Below are 15,356 nucleotides of genomic sequence, written 5' to 3' on the forward strand. Positions count from 1 at the left end.
ATAAAAAAATGCCCACTCTGTGCCTTTTTATCTTTTTTATGGATATGGTACGCTGAGTAATAAAGGAACAGAGGAGGCCGACGATGACAACAGATAATAAGAACATAGTGGGGATTGCAGGAAGTCTCAGGCAGAATTCTTTTAATCGCAGCATCCTTCGGGAAATGTCTCAACATCCGCCGGAAGGAATGGATATTTCGATTTTTAACCTGAAGCATATCCCTCTTTTCAACGCAGATCTGGAGGAAAACGGTGACCCGGAAGCGGTAGAGGATTTCAAGGATGCTGTCAAGGAAGCGGACGGTTTTCTTATTGTGACGCCTGAATACAGCCACGGCATGCCGGGGGTACTAAAAAATGCACTCGACTGGGCAGCGAGTGTGAGCAATAGAAACGTGCTCGATGAGAAGCCGGTGTATGTGCTCGGTGCTTCCCCGACTCCGCTCGGGACGGCTTTTTCCCAGGCACAGGTGAAACAGACACTGGCTGCAGCCGGATCTTTTGTCCTTCAGCAGCCGGAACTCTATATCGGCAAAGTTCCAAATAAGCTCGATGAAACCGGCGAGCTTCAGGATGAACGTACAAAAACCAAACTGTATGAGGCACTTGAAGCTTTCGATAAATGGATCGACACGATGAACAGCGCAACATAAAAATAAAAGCTGCTCCTGAATGAAAGGAGCAGCTTTTATTTTAATTCCGATCCGGATCCTTCCGGCGCAGATCGATGCGGCGGATTTTGCCGGTATTTGTTTTCGGCAGTTCGTCGACAAACTGAACCCTGCGTGGATATTTGTATGGAGCGGTTAATTCTTTCGTGTGGTTCTGCAGTTCTTTTTTCAAGTTTTCTTCTGTTCCCGGGGCAGGCTGTTCTTTCAACACGACAAACGCCTTGACGACGTTCCCGCGGATTTCGTCCGGGCTGGCAGTAACGGCACATTCTTTAACAGCTTCGTGCGAGTTCAGGGCATCTTCCACTTCGAACGGCCCGATGGTGTAGCCGGAGCTGATAATAATATCATCGCTTCGTCCTTCAAACCAGAAATACCCGTCCTCATCTCTGTACGCCCGGTCCCCGGTGAGATACCAATCTCCCCGGAAAGTGTCTGCGGTGCGCTCCGGTTCTTTGAAATATTCCTTAAATAGTGCAGGGCAGTCTTTATATACCGCAATGTCACCGGCTTCTCCTGCAGGCACCGGATCACCGTTTTCATCAATAATATCGACTGGATTTCCAGGTGTTGGTCTTCCCATCGACCCCGGCTTAATTTCCATTCCGGTTAACGTCCCGACGAGCAGGGTGTTTTCAGTCTGCCCGTATCCATCCCGGACGTCCGCGTTAAAGGCCTTTTTAAATGTTTCAATGACCTGCCGGTTCAGAGGCTCGCCCGCGGAGACCGTACTGCGCAGTGCACTTAGATCGTAACGCTCAAGTTCTTCAACTTTTGCCATCAACCTGTATTCTGTCGGGGTGCAGCAAAGAGCATTGACTCCTTCATTCTGAAGCAGTTCAAGATACGTTTTGGGGTCAAATCGGCCGTGGTAGACAAAGGCGGTAGCTCCGAGAGTGATGGTAGAGAGCAGCGGACTCCAGATCCACTTCTGCCAGCCGGGGGCGGCAGTCGCCCAGACGACATCTCCTTCCCGGACATCAAGCCATTCCCTGGCTGCCGTACGAACGTGCGCATAAGCCCATCCGTGGGTATGCACTACCGCTTTAGGATGACCGGTCGTCCCGGATGTATAGGAGAGAAATGCGATATCCTCCCGTTTCGTTTTTTCACCGTGGTATGTTTCTGAATGCTTCTCCGCCAGCTGTTCAAACGTCTGCCAGCCTTCTTTTTCCCCGCCGAGTACAAACTTGTACTCAAGTGACGGGAGTGATTCTGTAATGCTGTCCATTTCTTCCGTCACGTTATAGAAAGCGGCAATGCCCTTTGCTTCTGCATGCTGAACACGGTACACAAGGTCTTTGGCACGAAGCATAGCAGAGCAGGGAACGGCGATGATGCCAGCTTTCAGGCAGGCAAGATGAATCACGTATGCTTCCGGCATCCGTGGAAACATGAGCAGCATACGGTCTCCTTTCTGAAGTCCCTGCTCGAGAAGAGCATTGGCATACTGATTCGTTTGTTGAACCAATGCTGCGTAAGACATATCTCTTCTTTCTCCATTTTCATCCATCCAACGTATTGCTGTTCTTGTATCCTCCCCGGAGAATTTCTCCAGGTCATCCGTAATATTGTATGTTTCCGGTGCAATTAAGTCTTGACGATTCACAACGTATCCTCCGTTCGTGTTGGAATATCATCTTCATTATACTAGAAACTTTCCTGAAAAAAACATCAAAATGGCAGTATCCATCTCTGCCGTGATGTTTAAAATATATATTTCTGCAGAAACTACCATAATAATATGAACTGGAAAGGATGGACGATGTGAAAACAGCGGAACTGCTTCTTGCATGCCTCGAAAACGAGGGAGTGGAATATATGTTTGGTGTACCGGGGGAGGAGAATATTGATGTAATGGATGCGCTGATGGACTCCCGGATTGAGTTTATTGTGACCAGGCACGAAACCGGAGCTGCTTTTATGGCGGGAACCTACGGGCGTTTAACCGGGAAGCCGGCAGCGTGTCTGGCGACGCTTGGTCCCGGAGCCACTAACTTAATGACCGGGGTCGCCAATGCGAATATGGATAACAGTCCGCTGATTGCCATAACGGGGCAGGCGGGACTTGACAGGCATCATAAAATATCGCATCAGCATTATGATCTGGTCTCGATGTATAAGCCGGTGACCAAATGGAATACGCAGGTGAAATCACCCGATACCATTCCGGAGATTGTTCAAAAAGCGGTGGAACAGAGTACGGGGGAAAAGCCGGGAGCGGTTCATATTGACCTTCCCGAAGATGTGGCCGGGATGGAAGCAGAGGGTTCTCCACTGCCCGTTCGATCGGCTGCAAAAATGAAAGCGTCAGAACAGAATATGAACGAAGCACTCGAGATCATCCACCGTTCGGATCATCCCTTAATTCTTGCCGGCAACGGTGTGGCCAGAGCCGGTGCGGCAAAGGAACTTCTTGAACTCGTTGAAAAGCAGCATATCCCTGTCGTGCATACGTTTATGGGAAAAGGGGCTCTGCCGCGCGATCACGAAAGAAATCTGCTCACGGCCGGGTTGAGCGGAAATGATTATATCACGTGTGGATTCAGAGAAGCCGATCTGATTATCACCGTCGGCTTTGATATGGCGGAATACCCGCCCAAAAACTGGAACCCTGACGGCCGGACACCAATTTTGCATGTAGACGGAAAGGAGGCAGAAGTAGATGCGTACTATCCGGCAGCCGTTCAGGTTACCGGTTGTATCCGGAGGAACCTGACAACTCTTGCTCAGTCTCTGTCTTCTCGAACAAGAGATATCGATTGGGTGAAAAATGTACGTACCCAGGCTCTTGAGGAGTTATCCTCGTTTCAGGAGAGTGAGGATTTCCCGGTTAAACCACAGAAAATCATTGCTGACCTGCGGAACGTTTTAGACGAAGGGGACATTGTTATTTCTGATGTGGGAGCACACAAAATGTGGATGGCCCGGATGTATCATACCTCCCGGCCCAATACATGTCTTATTTCGAATGGTCTTGCTTCGATGGGGGTTGCTGTACCGGGAGCTGTCGCGGCTAAAATGGTCCGCCCGGACCGGACGGTTGTTGCGGTCTGTGGAGACGGCGGTTTTCAGATGACAGGAGCAGAACTGGAAACTGCTGTGCGCTTAAATCTGCTGGTCATCATTTTATTATGGAGAGACAACGGCTACGGCTTAATTGAATGGCATCAAAAACGTCATTTTGAGCGTACTTCCCATATTTCTTTTGGCAATCCGGATTTTATCGAACTCGCCCGGGCTTACGGACTACAAGCATATGGTATCAATCATCCAAAAGATCTAAAGCCTGCTCTGAAGGAAGCTGTTTCCCTGCAGAAGCCGGTACTGATTGATTGTCCGGTCGATTACGGTGAGAACATGAAACTGACTGAAAAACTTGGAGATATCCTTTGTTAGGGAGGACATGGTAAATGAGGATTGGATCAATCATTGACGGCATAGAGAGAATGAAATCCAACCAGCCGGCAATGTATGTAAAAAACCCATACAATGAGGAATATGTGGCCGAGCTGCTTCCTGCAGACGAGCAGGATGTAAAAGAAGCGGTGCAGAACAGCAAAGATACGTTCCATACTGTCATGAAGCAGATGGCCGCTCATGAAAGGGCTGACATTCTCCGCCGCGCTGCTGATCTTCTGGAGGAAAGGTCCGAATCATTTGCGGAAGTGATTATGCTTGAAGCCGGAAAACCGATCCGCCACAGCAGAGCAGAAATAGATCGATCCATTCAGGTACTCCGCTTCGCTTCGGAAAAGACGAAACACATGACCGGTGAAGTGCTTCCGATGGACGCAGCGGTCGGGGGATCCGGCCGCAAAGGATTTGTAAAGCGGGAGCCGATTGGTGTAGTCGGAGCCATTACGCCGTTTAATTTCCCGTTAAATCTGTCGCTGCATAAAATCGCCCCTGCTCTGGCTGCGGGAAATACTGTCGTTTATAAGCCGGCAGAAAAAACACCGGTGTCTGCGTATAAGCTGGTACAGCTGCTGCAGGAGGCGGGACTTCCTAAAGGGGTGCTGAACTTGATTATCGGTACGGGACAAGAGACGGGTGTTCCGCTGACCAGAGATGACCGGGTGCAGAAAATCACGTTCACCGGAAGCCTGCCGGTGGGGCGTTCAATCCAGCAAGAGGCGGGTTTCAAGAAAGTGACGCTGGAACTTGGATCCAACTCCCCTAATCTTATTTTTGAAGATGCCGATCTGGACCATGCGGTGGGGGCACTCGTTAAAGGAGCGTTTGCGTTTTCCGGACAGGTCTGTATTTCCGCCCAGCGAATTTACGTCCAACGTACAATATACGAAACGTTTCTGGATCGGTATGTACAACAGACCGAGAGCTTAAACGTCGGGAATCCAGCAGAGGAAACGACCGATATCGGCCCGATGATAAACGAGAATGAAGCAAAGCGGGCCCATCAGTGGATTGAAGATGCAGCAGCCAAAGGTGCGATTGTTCAGACTGGTGGAAGCTGGAACAAAACCATGCTGAAGCCGACGATTATGACAAACGTGACCTCCAATATGAAAGTCACAGCCGAAGAAGTATTTGCTCCGATTGTATCGGTCATTCCATTTGAAACGGAGGAGGAGGCCGTTTCACTGGCAAACGATTCTATTTACGGGCTGCAGGCCGGTGTATTTACAACAGATATTAACCGCGCGTTCCGCACAGCCGATCAACTGGAAACCGGCGGGGTGTGGATCAATGACATTTCAACCTACCGTCAGGATAACCATCCATACGGAGGAGTCAAGCAGAGTGGTATCGGCAGAGAAGGAGTAAAGTACGCGCTCGAAGACATGACGGAGCTGAAATTTATTGGTATTCGTTTGGAAGAGGAGTAAATGAAAAGAAAAAGCGGAGATGGTATAACACAAAAAGACGGAGCCGGGTACTTTTCGCCGGCTCCGTCTTTTTGTGTCATGTGTCATATGGTTCTTCGATCCATCCGCGGGCATAGAAGGCTTTGGTAATATGGCCAATACCGGCAGTATAGGCGGCCTGACGCATCCGAACTTCTTTCTCCCTGCGTATGTCGAGAACCTTCTGAAATCCTTCTTTCATTTTTTCGGTCAGCTTTGCATTGACTTCTTCTTCTTTCCAGTAGTAATTCATTGCATTCTGGACCCATTCGAAATAGGAGACCGTCACCCCCCCGGCATTACACAAGATGTCCGGGATGACGAAAATGTCTTTTTCCTCCATTATTTTATCGCCCTCCGGTGTGGTTGGTCCGTTAGCAGCTTCTGCCACTATTTTTGCCTGGATGGCTGGAGCAGTATTTTTTGTAATTTGATTTTCCACGGCTGCCGGGATAAAAATGTCGACAGGAAGTCCGAATAAGTCTTCGTTTGTTAAAGACTCGGCACCGGGATACGTGTGAACCTTATTCCCTTTTTTGACGAATTCCTGTATGTCTGGAATATCGAGCCCGTTTGCGTTATAGATGCCGCCGTGGGCGTTGGTGATACCGGTAATTTTTACCCCGAGCTGGTATAAAAATTCAGCCGCCATGCTGCCGACATTGCCAAATCCCTGCAGGGCTGCTGTGGCTCCATCAAGTTCCATGCCAAGGAAGGCAGCTGCTTCCTGAATAGTAATTGCCACCCCGCGTCCTGTGGCGGCCAGTCTTCCCGCCGAACCCCCGATAATAACGGGTTTGCCTGTCAGCATTCCTGGTATATTATGGCCGCGCAGTTTGTCGTATTCATCAATCATCCAGCCCATTACTCTCGGGCTTGTATTTATGTCAGGTGCCGGTATATCTTTTTGAGGACCGATAAGGGGGGTGATTTTTTCGATATAGGTACGGCTTAATGTTTCCAGTTCACGTTCGGAAAGTTTATCCGGATCGACGATGATGCCGCCTTTCCCCCCTCCAAACGGCAGGTTGAGAATAGCCGACTTTAAAGACATCCAGATAGACAGCGCTTTGACCTCGTCCGCGTTTACATCAGGATGAAATCGGATGCCTCCTTTGGTCGGTCCGAGAATATCCAGATGCTGGGAGCGGTATCCGGTGAAATTCTCGATTCGCCCGCTATCCATACGGACAGGAATGGAAACTTCAAGCATCCTCATCGGCTGTTTCAGTAAATGGTACACATTTTCGTTCAGCCCCAGAGCAGTAGTGGCATCTTCCAATAGTCCCTGAACAATGTCATATGGATTTTTCAGATGGGTGGTAATATCAGCCTCTGCTTTGTCAGTTCTTGATTGCAATGAAAAACCATCCTCCTTCTTCTGAAATACAGTCTTTTCCTTAGTAATGCAGAAGACTCTTTCCCTTCTCTATAAGAAAAGTCTGAAAAGATGAAGAAAACCCATCTTTTCAGAGTAGTTCCTGTTATTGGTTCTACAGCCCCGTATTATTTTCTCCAGGCGAGTTCTTTTCATTCACATGTTGGTCTGTAGAAAGAGGGGTATCATGAATATAAGGGGGAGCAGGATGCAGGAAAGGAACCTGTCCCATAGGCTGCGGGTTCCCATCGTATTCAAATGTACCTTGCTGATCCATGCTTGTCCCGCCGGCCCAGCGTCCGGTTTGGCTTTCGGTTCCTTCGGAAAAATTCATGAATGAATAGGCCACTTCCTGTTTTTCCTTTTCTTTTGGAAAAGTGGAAGGGACAACAACGGACTGCTGCTGCTCCAAGTCTTCTATGGCAGCCATCCATTGATTTTGGTGCATCGTATCTCTGGCGATCAAAAAAGACAGCATGTCTCTCACACCTTGGTCGGTGGTGGATTCATACAAACGAACGACCTGCAGTCTGCCTTGGGATTCGGCGTTTAAATTAGCACGGAAATCAGCCAGCAGGTTACCGCTTGCAATTGTGTATTTTGAATTCCACGGATAGCCTGCACTGTCAGCCGGTTGGGCTCCCAACCCCGAAACAATGATATGCTGGGGATTCATGCCACCCATGACTGCTTTCAAAACAGGGTCTTCGGCCGCAGTTTCCTGGGTTTCTACCGGTGCAGAATCCAGCAGCTGGGCAATCATGGTCGTCAGCATTTCGACATGGGCCATTTCTTCGGTTCCTATATCAAGCAGCATGTCCCGGTATTTTTCATTTCCCCGGCAGTTCCAGCCCTGGAATAGGTACTGCATAGCTACGGTTATTTCTCCGAACTGCCCTCCGAGTACTTCCTGGAGCTTTTTGGCGTAAACGGGATCCGGTTTATCGGGTTTTGCATGATACTGAAGTTCTTTTTTGTGATAAAAAATGATAAACGCTCCTTTCAAGAATACACTTTTGGATTTTTAGAAATAACAGCATTGATAACATATTTATGAAAAAGCCATTCTCCTGCTCCGATAAGAATCCCGGAAGTGAGCGCTGCAATGAAAGGAACAGGGCCTTTTAGAATAAACGGTCCGGCGAACCAAATCACTAATGTGCACAATCCGATATCAGCTATGCTGGAGACGGTATTATTTGTCGCTTTTAATATAAATAAATCCCCGATGATGTAGGCAGTACCTGTCACAATGAGGGCCAGTCCGGCTGTATTCCAGAACGGATATCCCCCCGATGGTAACAGGACAGCAAGGAGAATCAGGAATGTAAGAACGGCTTTAATGCCGAGTGCTATGACATGGTTCACGAGCCTTCCCCCTTTCATCAAGCTTAGGATTGTGCAGAAGGATCCGGTTTATGCAGCGGGAAGTATTGGAAGGACGGCGTTATCTTTCAAATGCTGGAGAAATGCCGGAGAGGGATGTTTCGCAGTATTCTTTATTTGTAATGTCCGCCGATTTTCTGCGCCCGCAGTAAAGCCTGCCCGGCCGCTGTAAGGGAGGAAGCGTGGAGGACGGCGGCACTGCCGAAGCGTTGTTTTAGATGATCAATGGTGTGGTTCAGGTTTTCTTTGTCCTGAAGCGGAGAAAACAAAGAAAGCTGGCGGAACGTATCGGGAATCAGCTGATCCAGTGTAATACCGACGCTGCGGAGGGGAAATCCAGTCCAATGCTCATGGAATAAGCGGCAGACCGCCTCATAAATGACCGTTCCATCGTTCGTATAATCCAACAGTTTCTCCTGACGGTGAAAGCCGGCTGGGAAATCAAAATCATGGCCGCCGGCTCCAGCTGACACCGTGCACCCTATGTATCCGCCTGCCCGCACCCGGCGTGCTGTTTCTTCGCTCAGTTCACGCAGGACGACACGAATGTCATCCCAGCTGTAATAATCGCGCGTCAGCGTCATATGGTGGCCGATTCCTTTACGGTGGACATGGGTGTCGGTGGCAACCGGTGAAGAATCCCGTCCGTACGCCGTATGCCAGATAAGTTCGCCGTTGATGCCCCAGCGTTTTTTCAGCTGCTCCAGCGGAAAGGCAGCCAGCTGCCCGATCGTGCGGATGCCCATGCTGCGAAGGTGTGCTTCCATTTTCCTGCCGACGCCAAATAAATCACCGACAGAACGGGGCCACAGCTGTTGCTGCAGGTTGGCAGCAGAGAGAGTAAATATTTCATCAGGTGTCTTTTTGGCAAAGTGGTCACAGGCCATTTTGGCGAGCACCTTGGTCGGTCCAATGCCGACCCGGGCGTTCACACCGAGCATTCGTTTCACCCGTCGTTTCAACAGATGAGCAGCTTCTTCCGGGCTTTCATCCGGATGGAGCACGTGGGTCATTTCCACGAAAATTTCATCAATTCTGTTGTCAATAGCTTGTTAATTATTTGTCTACGATTTTTAAAGAGGCATGTATTTTTATTACTAAAAGTTAAGTAATTTATACAATTCCAGTCATAATTCCTAAATAAAATGATAAAACCATTAGTAAAGAAGAAAGAAAAGAAGGAAATAACGCAGACTTTCTGGCAGCTGCAATTATGGTTAAGACCATAAATAATAACCCTAGAAGGAATAACATGATACTTTCAACACCAAGTGATAATGAAACATTCAAAACATTAATATCGTTGGAGTTCTGTATCGTATTTATTATTTCTCCGTCATATAGGACATTAAAAAGGGGAGAAGCTCCTTGGTCTTTTATTAAACTGTAAACTTGGTGCGGCGGCCATGATTGACCCATAAAAGCAGTTAGTCCAAATACAATTAGACCAAAAACACTTTCCATTTTTGCCCATATTAAGGGGTTGAAAGTAGGGTGATTATGTTTTTTTCTAAATAGAACACCGTTAATGGTTGCAAATGCTACTAATGAAATAATAAAGATGTGCTTCAAAATCAATGCTTGCCCGTAATTGACTAAGAGTGCGTTTTGATATTCTTGAAAAATCGTTGCGTTTGGATCGTCATAGGAGTTGATGTCAATCTGCATGGTAAAATAGCCTGCAATGAAAGTGATGAAAAGGCATACTATGGCAACGGGAGTATACCACTGCAAAAAATGGGGCCAGTTGTTTTTATTTTTGGAAAACCAACTTACAACAAAGAGGATTCCTATCCAAATGGAAACAGCCAGAAAGTGAAGAGTATGGACAACAAATCCTTGTCCTTCTGTAATCGTTGCTGCGTGACTTGACCTGGTATAGGCAAGAAGGATGAATAATGTAAGAATTAGTCCTGTGATGGTTAAATTTTTGTTGTTTTTATCACCCATAACTGACAATATAATAATTAAAATAACGGACAGGATCGTAAGGAGCAACCAAGCTTTTCCTATTTCGAATGTGAAGAGAACGTTTGTTAAAATAAATTGAATATCCATATCTCCTGCAAGTGTTTTAGCAGTTTGAAATACTGGAAAGAAGGCTGCTAAAGGTATTAAACTTGCTGCTAAGATAAGAAATTTTTTTGGTATGTATATTGGAGGTTTTCTATTTTCAGGAATCAATGAAATAATCAAAGATCCTATAAGAATAGAAAAACTAATGTATAATAAAAATTCTGTTATAGAAACGACAAGCATCCCTTTACTCCTTTCCTTTTATGTTTTCCTATTATTGAATAAGATCCAAACAAGTAAAAGTAACCCTGCAACAAACAGCACCACAATAAATCCAGTTGCCCCGATATTTATCTGATCCCTATCATTGCTGGTTTGTTCCCTAGCATTTTGTGGTTCTGGGTTTTCGTTTTTGTTATTTTGTGTCGTTGTTTCACTATCAACATTAGAATTATTGTCCTTTTTTTCACTATTTTGATCCTCTTCCTGTTGAACATCTTGAGCTTCATTCATTGAAATAGTGAAAGAATACTGGTTTTCAATTGGATGCCCGTCCGCACCAATAATGTTCCAATGGACTTTATACAAACCACTTTCAAGAGATTCTTCAAAAGAAGCTTCTAATACATTATCTGTTATCTCCACAGAGGTTGGTTCTATCTCTTCTCCATCATCCTTTTCGAGAAGGAGTGTACTGCCTTTTTCAACTTTAGTACTAAAAGTTAATTTTACATTGTCTATAGCATCCTCTAGTTGTTCTCCATCTTCAGGTGTAGCAGTTTCCAGTACTGAATGAGCTTCAACTCCATCTATTGGGAATAAGAACCCAAAAAATAACGCTGATAGTAACCAAAAGTAAAATCTGTTTTTTAACATGAAAGACCTCCATTCCCTTACTTCTCTATTCATTGTCATTACAATGAAACATAGACGTAATTTTTCATAGATTAATTTTATGTTTATACTGTACATGTTAAATATTTTTATATTTTAAGTGAAGGACATTATCAAAAATTAAAAATAAGTTCAAAATTGAATGGGAGAGTTAGTATTGAAGGGCCAATGGATAACTATGATCTTATTAATCTTTCTTCTATATTTTTCAGTAGTCTTTACATCACCGATTCAAGCAGAGGATAGGCCAAGTCTAATGAGTGAATCGGCCATTTTGATAGATACAAATTCCGGTCAAATACTCTATGATAAAAATTCAAAAAAGAAAATGTATCCCGCAAGCATTACAAAAATCGTAACAGGTATACTTGCTATTGAAGAAGGAAATTTAAATGATATTGTTACGGTAAGCAAAAATGCAACTGAGACACATGGGACTAGTGTCTATTTATTAGAAAATGAAAAAGTGAAACTAAAACGTTTGGTCCAAGGGCTTCTTATTAATTCGGGCAATGATGCTGGAACAGCTATTGCTGAGCATTTTTCCGGAAGTCAAACAGCTTTTGCTGAAAAAATGAATGACTTTGTTAAAACGGAAATTGGTATAACCGATTCGAATTTTACAAATCCCCATGGATTATTCAATAAAAACCATTATACAACGGCTTATGATATGGCAAAAATATCTCAATATGCAATGAAAAATAGCATATTTAGGGAAATTGTTAGCACAGAACAACTTAAATGGGACGGTGAAGGCTGGAAAACAACCATATATAATCATCACAAAATGCTGGGAAATTACAAAGGGGTGACCGGTATAAAAAATGGCTACGTTCCCGAATCCGGCTATACACTCGTAACTTCTGCAACACGTAATGGTATGGATTTAATTGCTGTGACCTTAGGTGCTCGAACTTCTCAGAGCGCATACAATGATACAACTGCCCTACTCGATTTTGGATTTAGTAATTACACGCTGAAAACTTTATCTGAAGATAAAGTGTATAACGATGAGAAAAAAAATAAGTATAAACTTAAAAAACAAAGATATTTTACTGTGCCCAAAGATTTTGAAATTAGCAGATATATTCGCGAAGGTGATTTAATAATTGAAAACAAAAATGGAACAGTTCTTTTTGAACAAGAACTTAAAAAAATAAATAAAACTTCCAGCAAGAAGAGGACAATAAAATCAAGTGAGCCATCAGAAGACGGCAAAAAACAGTCTCAGAATAGTCAATGGATTATTCAGGTGTTGGATTTTACCTCTTTATTAAATTATATTGTTATTTGATCGCTGTCTATCTTTTTGGAGAATAGTTCACCTTTCTTTGGCAACTATTTTAAGAAATCGGAGAACGCCGAGTGATAATCATCATTTTATAAATCATCATTGTAAAGACAACGCTGATAGTTAATGCATGAAGTAAGGCGAATGTTAGATAAGGAGCTCCGTAAATAATAGCTAGACCTGCGCCTGCTTGAATTAGTATTAAGATAAACATTGCTATACTGATTCCTAATAGGGACGAGTAGGAATGGTACCTCTTTAATGTCCAAACCATTAACCCAGCTATTATCAGTATCAAAAGCACGGCTGCACTGCGATGAATCCATTGAATAGTCATATCATAGCCTGAATGTTTTATATACGCGCCTGTATAGATCACAATATATGAGTATATAATCGTAGTAATCAAATAGTTTATATATTTTTTGCTTACCAATGGATGGGGTGAAACATTATTATTCTCAAAAGCCAATGCTGTTAATAAAGAGACAGTGGCGAATGAAATGGTGCTGATACCAAAATGTAAAGCCAATATTAAACCGGAGTTGTTCCAAATAACAGCACCGGCACCCATAAATCCTTGAAATACTATAAAAAGTATAGCCATTAATGCCAGAAATTTGGTTTCACGCAGATGAGATAACTTTCGCCATGACCAAATAGCAAGAATAAGTACTAATAAACCTGTTAAACCAGACCACAGACGGTGGCTGTATTCAATAAGAGTTGCCAAAGCAGGATTAGCAGGCAATATTTCCCCGAAACATAAAGGCCATGTTGATCCGCAGCCTTCACCTGACCCAGTAGTTGTTACTAAGGCTCCCTGAAGCAAAACAATTAACATTGCAAAAGAAGTGATTACACCGAGTACACGTAATCCTACATTCAATGTGTGTTCCCCTCCTCTTTATAATTTTCAATTGTTCGACTGATATTGATTTATCAGATGTTTGTTGATAATGAATAAAATTCGACCAAGAATAGTCATAATAGATAATATCCTGAATTATCATCGTAAAAAAGGTTTTAATAAAATGGCTATGCGACTTAATCCGTTTTTGGTTTTACTCCTGTTCCCATTCAATGATTTCATGCACTAATCGTTCTATATTGTTGTTTTTGATTTGATAGTGATTTTCTCTGCCTTCCTTTCGTATTTGTAAAATATTAGCTTCGTGCATTCTTCGTAGATGATGGGATGCTGTCGCGGCAGAAGACTGAATCAGACCTGCCGTTTCAGTTACATTTAGTTCTTTCTCTATAGTTAAAGCATACAGAATACGTAAACGAACGGGCTGAGTGAAATGGTGAAAAATTGAAGATAAAAAGTCAATTTTTTGAAGTTCTCGACTCAATCGAAGCATTTTTAATTCTTTAATGGGTATTGGTTTTCTATAAGCCATAGATAATCACCTCATGACAATAATTAATCATTTATTGATATATTAACATATGTTAATATATAGTTATGTTGAACATTCATTGACATTTGAAAGGGGCTTTTACTGTGGACACCGATGAACAAAAAATATTAGATGAAGAGACATTATTTATGGTCTCACAAACCTTTAAAGCGTTGTCTCACCCTAACCGTATTCGCATTTTATATTTATTAGCTCACGGTGAATACTCTGTAAATGAAATTGCTGAACATTTGGACTTGAAACAAGCAACAGTTTCGCACCAACTTGTGTTTTTAAAGAACTTACGTTTAGTGAAATATCGAAGAGCTGGTCAAAGTATTTTTTACTCTCAAGATGATGAGCATGTCATGCACACTTTGAATGAAATGATCGAACATGCGCAACACTGATTTTAAGGAGGGCATATATCATGAGTCACGATCATGGTCATGATCATACACACGGTGCAAACAAAAAAGCTTTAATGATAGCATTTATCATTACGACGGTCTATATGATCGTGGAAGCCATTGGTGGAATAATAACCAATAGTCTCGCGTTATTATCTGATGCTGGACACATGTTGAGCGATTCCATTTCGCTAGGGGTTGGACTTGCTGCTTTCATTGTTGGAGAAAAAGCAGTTAGTCGTAGTAAAACATTCGGTTATAAGCGTTTTGAGATTTTAGCAGCACTATTCAACGGAGCTACGCTGATTGCCATTGCTCTCTATATTATGTATGAAGCATATCAGCGGTTTATTGATCCACCAGATGTGGCTTCAGTAGGCATGCTTTTTATTGGGTTCCTTGGGTTACTGGTCAACATTTTGGTCGCCTGGATGTTAATGTCTAAAGGTGATACGGAAGACAACTTAAACTTACGAGCTGCATTTCTTCATGTTATTGGTGACTTGTTAGGCTCTGTTGGAGCGATTGCAGCTGGTTTGCTCATATTCTTTTTTAATTGGGGATGGGCAGATCCGTTTGCCAGCGTTATTGTCGCTATCTTAATCACGATCAGTGGTATTCGTGTGGTCAGAGAAAGTATTCATGTATTAATGGAGGGCTCTCCTAAAAATATAGATATTCATCAAGTTCAACAAACGATCGAGACACAACCTGAAATTCAATCTATTCATGATTTGCATGTGTGGAACATTACTAGTGAACAAATTATTTTATCTTGTCATGCTGTTGTTTCTGGAGATTATTCGCTAAGAGAAGGTCAACAAGTCCTGGGAAATCTTGAAAAAAAACTTAAAGACGTCGGTATTCAACATGCAACGATTCAGTTAGAAACGAGCGACCATCCCCATGACGAACAATTATTATGTTCCATAGAAATCGAGGAAGAAGACCATGGACACCGAGGACATGCACATTGATGAAAAAAGCCCAAAAAGTCCCCGTACGTAAAAGAAAAAGCTTTCACGTACGGGGACTT

At 43.7% G+C, this 15,356-nt stretch carries 15 protein-coding genes; 6 read left to right on the forward strand and 9 right to left on the reverse strand.

All coding sequences use genetic code 11. From position 1 onward, the window contains the following. Positions 1-83: 83 nt before the first annotated feature. On the forward strand, positions 84-653 hold the full coding sequence (locus BM058_RS02070; RefSeq protein WP_090925381.1) for an NADPH-dependent FMN reductase: 570 nt from the start codon (positions 84-86) through the stop codon (positions 651-653). Between the two features lie 40 nt (positions 654-693). Here the strand turns inward: BM058_RS02070 and mbcS are convergent, their stop codons facing one another. Next, on the reverse strand, positions 694-2,280 hold the full coding sequence (mbcS, locus tag BM058_RS02075) for an acyl-CoA synthetase MbcS (RefSeq protein WP_090925382.1): 1,587 nt from the start codon (positions 2,278-2,280) through the stop codon (positions 694-696). 149 nt (positions 2,281-2,429) lie between these two features. Between mbcS and BM058_RS02080 the strand changes: the two genes are divergently transcribed. Beyond that, complete coding sequence (locus BM058_RS02080) at positions 2,430-4,070, forward strand: acetolactate synthase large subunit (RefSeq protein WP_245736786.1); 1,641 nt, start codon at positions 2,430-2,432, stop codon at positions 4,068-4,070. A 14-nt stretch (positions 4,071-4,084) separates the two neighbouring features. Next, positions 4,085-5,521, forward strand: a complete 1,437-nt coding sequence (locus BM058_RS02085; RefSeq protein ID WP_090925384.1) for an aldehyde dehydrogenase family protein — start codon at positions 4,085-4,087, stop codon at positions 5,519-5,521. A 76-nt stretch (positions 5,522-5,597) separates the two neighbouring features. Here BM058_RS02085 and BM058_RS02090 read toward each other — a convergent pair whose 3' ends face one another. The 6 genes from BM058_RS02090 to BM058_RS02115 form a co-directional block, all read right to left on the reverse strand. Then, on the reverse strand, positions 5,598-6,899 hold the full coding sequence (locus tag BM058_RS02090) for a Glu/Leu/Phe/Val family dehydrogenase (protein WP_090925385.1): 1,302 nt from the start codon (positions 6,897-6,899) through the stop codon (positions 5,598-5,600). Between the two features lie 133 nt (positions 6,900-7,032). After that, on the reverse strand, positions 7,033-7,905 hold the full coding sequence (locus tag BM058_RS02095; protein WP_090925579.1) for a manganese catalase family protein: 873 nt from the start codon (positions 7,903-7,905) through the stop codon (positions 7,033-7,035). Positions 7,906-7,919: 14 nt separating this feature from the next. Continuing rightward, complete coding sequence (locus tag BM058_RS02100; RefSeq protein WP_090925386.1) at positions 7,920-8,285, reverse strand: DUF2512 family protein; 366 nt, start codon at positions 8,283-8,285, stop codon at positions 7,920-7,922. 131 nt (positions 8,286-8,416) lie between these two features. After that, on the reverse strand, positions 8,417-9,349 hold the full coding sequence (locus tag BM058_RS02105) for a DNA polymerase IV (RefSeq protein WP_322787869.1): 933 nt from the start codon (positions 9,347-9,349) through the stop codon (positions 8,417-8,419). Between the two features lie 67 nt (positions 9,350-9,416). Further along, the gene (locus BM058_RS02110; RefSeq protein WP_090925388.1) at positions 9,417-10,562 is read right to left on the reverse strand and encodes a copper resistance D family protein; all 1,146 of its coding nucleotides are present in this window, start codon (positions 10,560-10,562) and stop codon (positions 9,417-9,419) included. An 18-nt stretch (positions 10,563-10,580) separates the two neighbouring features. Next, positions 10,581-11,195: a copper resistance CopC family protein gene (locus BM058_RS02115; RefSeq protein ID WP_177195391.1), complete on the reverse strand. Its 615-nt coding sequence runs from the start codon at positions 11,193-11,195 to the stop codon at positions 10,581-10,583. A gap of 196 nt (positions 11,196-11,391) precedes the next feature. Between BM058_RS02115 and BM058_RS02120 the strand changes: the two genes are divergently transcribed. Further along, positions 11,392-12,510, forward strand: a complete 1,119-nt coding sequence (locus BM058_RS02120) for a D-alanyl-D-alanine carboxypeptidase family protein (RefSeq protein WP_090925580.1) — start codon at positions 11,392-11,394, stop codon at positions 12,508-12,510. Positions 12,511-12,559: 49 nt separating this feature from the next. Here the strand turns inward: BM058_RS02120 and BM058_RS02125 are convergent, their stop codons facing one another. Together BM058_RS02125 and BM058_RS02130 are read right to left on the reverse strand one after the other, a co-directional pair. Beyond that, entirely contained in the window at positions 12,560-13,396 is an 837-nt protein-coding gene (locus BM058_RS02125; protein ID WP_090925390.1) for a COX15/CtaA family protein, read from the reverse strand. 175 nt (positions 13,397-13,571) lie between these two features. Next, on the reverse strand, positions 13,572-13,910 hold the full coding sequence (locus tag BM058_RS02130; protein ID WP_090925391.1) for an ArsR/SmtB family transcription factor: 339 nt from the start codon (positions 13,908-13,910) through the stop codon (positions 13,572-13,574). A 149-nt stretch (positions 13,911-14,059) separates the two neighbouring features. On the opposite strand from BM058_RS02130, the gene BM058_RS02135 reads away from it, so the two are divergent. Both BM058_RS02135 and BM058_RS02140 read left to right on the forward strand, forming a co-directional pair. Next, a complete protein-coding gene (locus BM058_RS02135) occupies positions 14,060-14,320 on the forward strand; it encodes an ArsR/SmtB family transcription factor (protein ID WP_090925581.1) in 261 nt (86 codons plus the stop codon). 20 nt (positions 14,321-14,340) lie between these two features. Next, complete coding sequence (locus BM058_RS02140) at positions 14,341-15,297, forward strand: cation diffusion facilitator family transporter (RefSeq protein ID WP_090925392.1); 957 nt, start codon at positions 14,341-14,343, stop codon at positions 15,295-15,297. The last annotated feature ends 59 nt before the right edge of the window (positions 15,298-15,356 follow it).

Source organism: Salibacterium qingdaonense (assembly GCF_900114715.1).
Lineage (GTDB): Bacteria > Bacillota > Bacilli > Bacillales > Marinococcaceae > Salibacterium > Salibacterium qingdaonense.

Bases quoted from the DNA above. Each gene is read 5' to 3' on its own strand.
- BM058_RS02070 (WP_090925381.1), top strand. From the start codon at position 84: ATGACAACAGATAATAAGAACATAGTGGGGATTGCAGGAAGTCTCAGG.
- BM058_RS02080 (WP_245736786.1), top strand. From the start codon at position 2,430: ATGGACGATGTGAAAACAGCGGAACTGCTTCTTGCATGCCTCGAAAAC.
- BM058_RS02085 (WP_090925384.1), top strand. From the start codon at position 4,085: ATGAGGATTGGATCAATCATTGACGGCATAGAGAGAATGAAATCCAAC.
- BM058_RS02110 (WP_090925388.1), bottom strand. From the start codon at position 10,562: ATGCTTGTCGTTTCTATAACAGAATTTTTATTATACATTAGTTTTTCT.
- BM058_RS02115 (WP_177195391.1), bottom strand. From the start codon at position 11,195: ATGTTAAAAAACAGATTTTACTTTTGGTTACTATCAGCGTTATTTTTT.
- BM058_RS02120 (WP_090925580.1), top strand. From the start codon at position 11,392: ATGATCTTATTAATCTTTCTTCTATATTTTTCAGTAGTCTTTACATCA.
- BM058_RS02130 (WP_090925391.1), bottom strand. From the start codon at position 13,910: ATGGCTTATAGAAAACCAATACCCATTAAAGAATTAAAAATGCTTCGA.
- BM058_RS02135 (WP_090925581.1), top strand. From the start codon at position 14,060: ATGGTCTCACAAACCTTTAAAGCGTTGTCTCACCCTAACCGTATTCGC.
- BM058_RS02140 (WP_090925392.1), top strand. From the start codon at position 14,341: ATGAGTCACGATCATGGTCATGATCATACACACGGTGCAAACAAAAAA.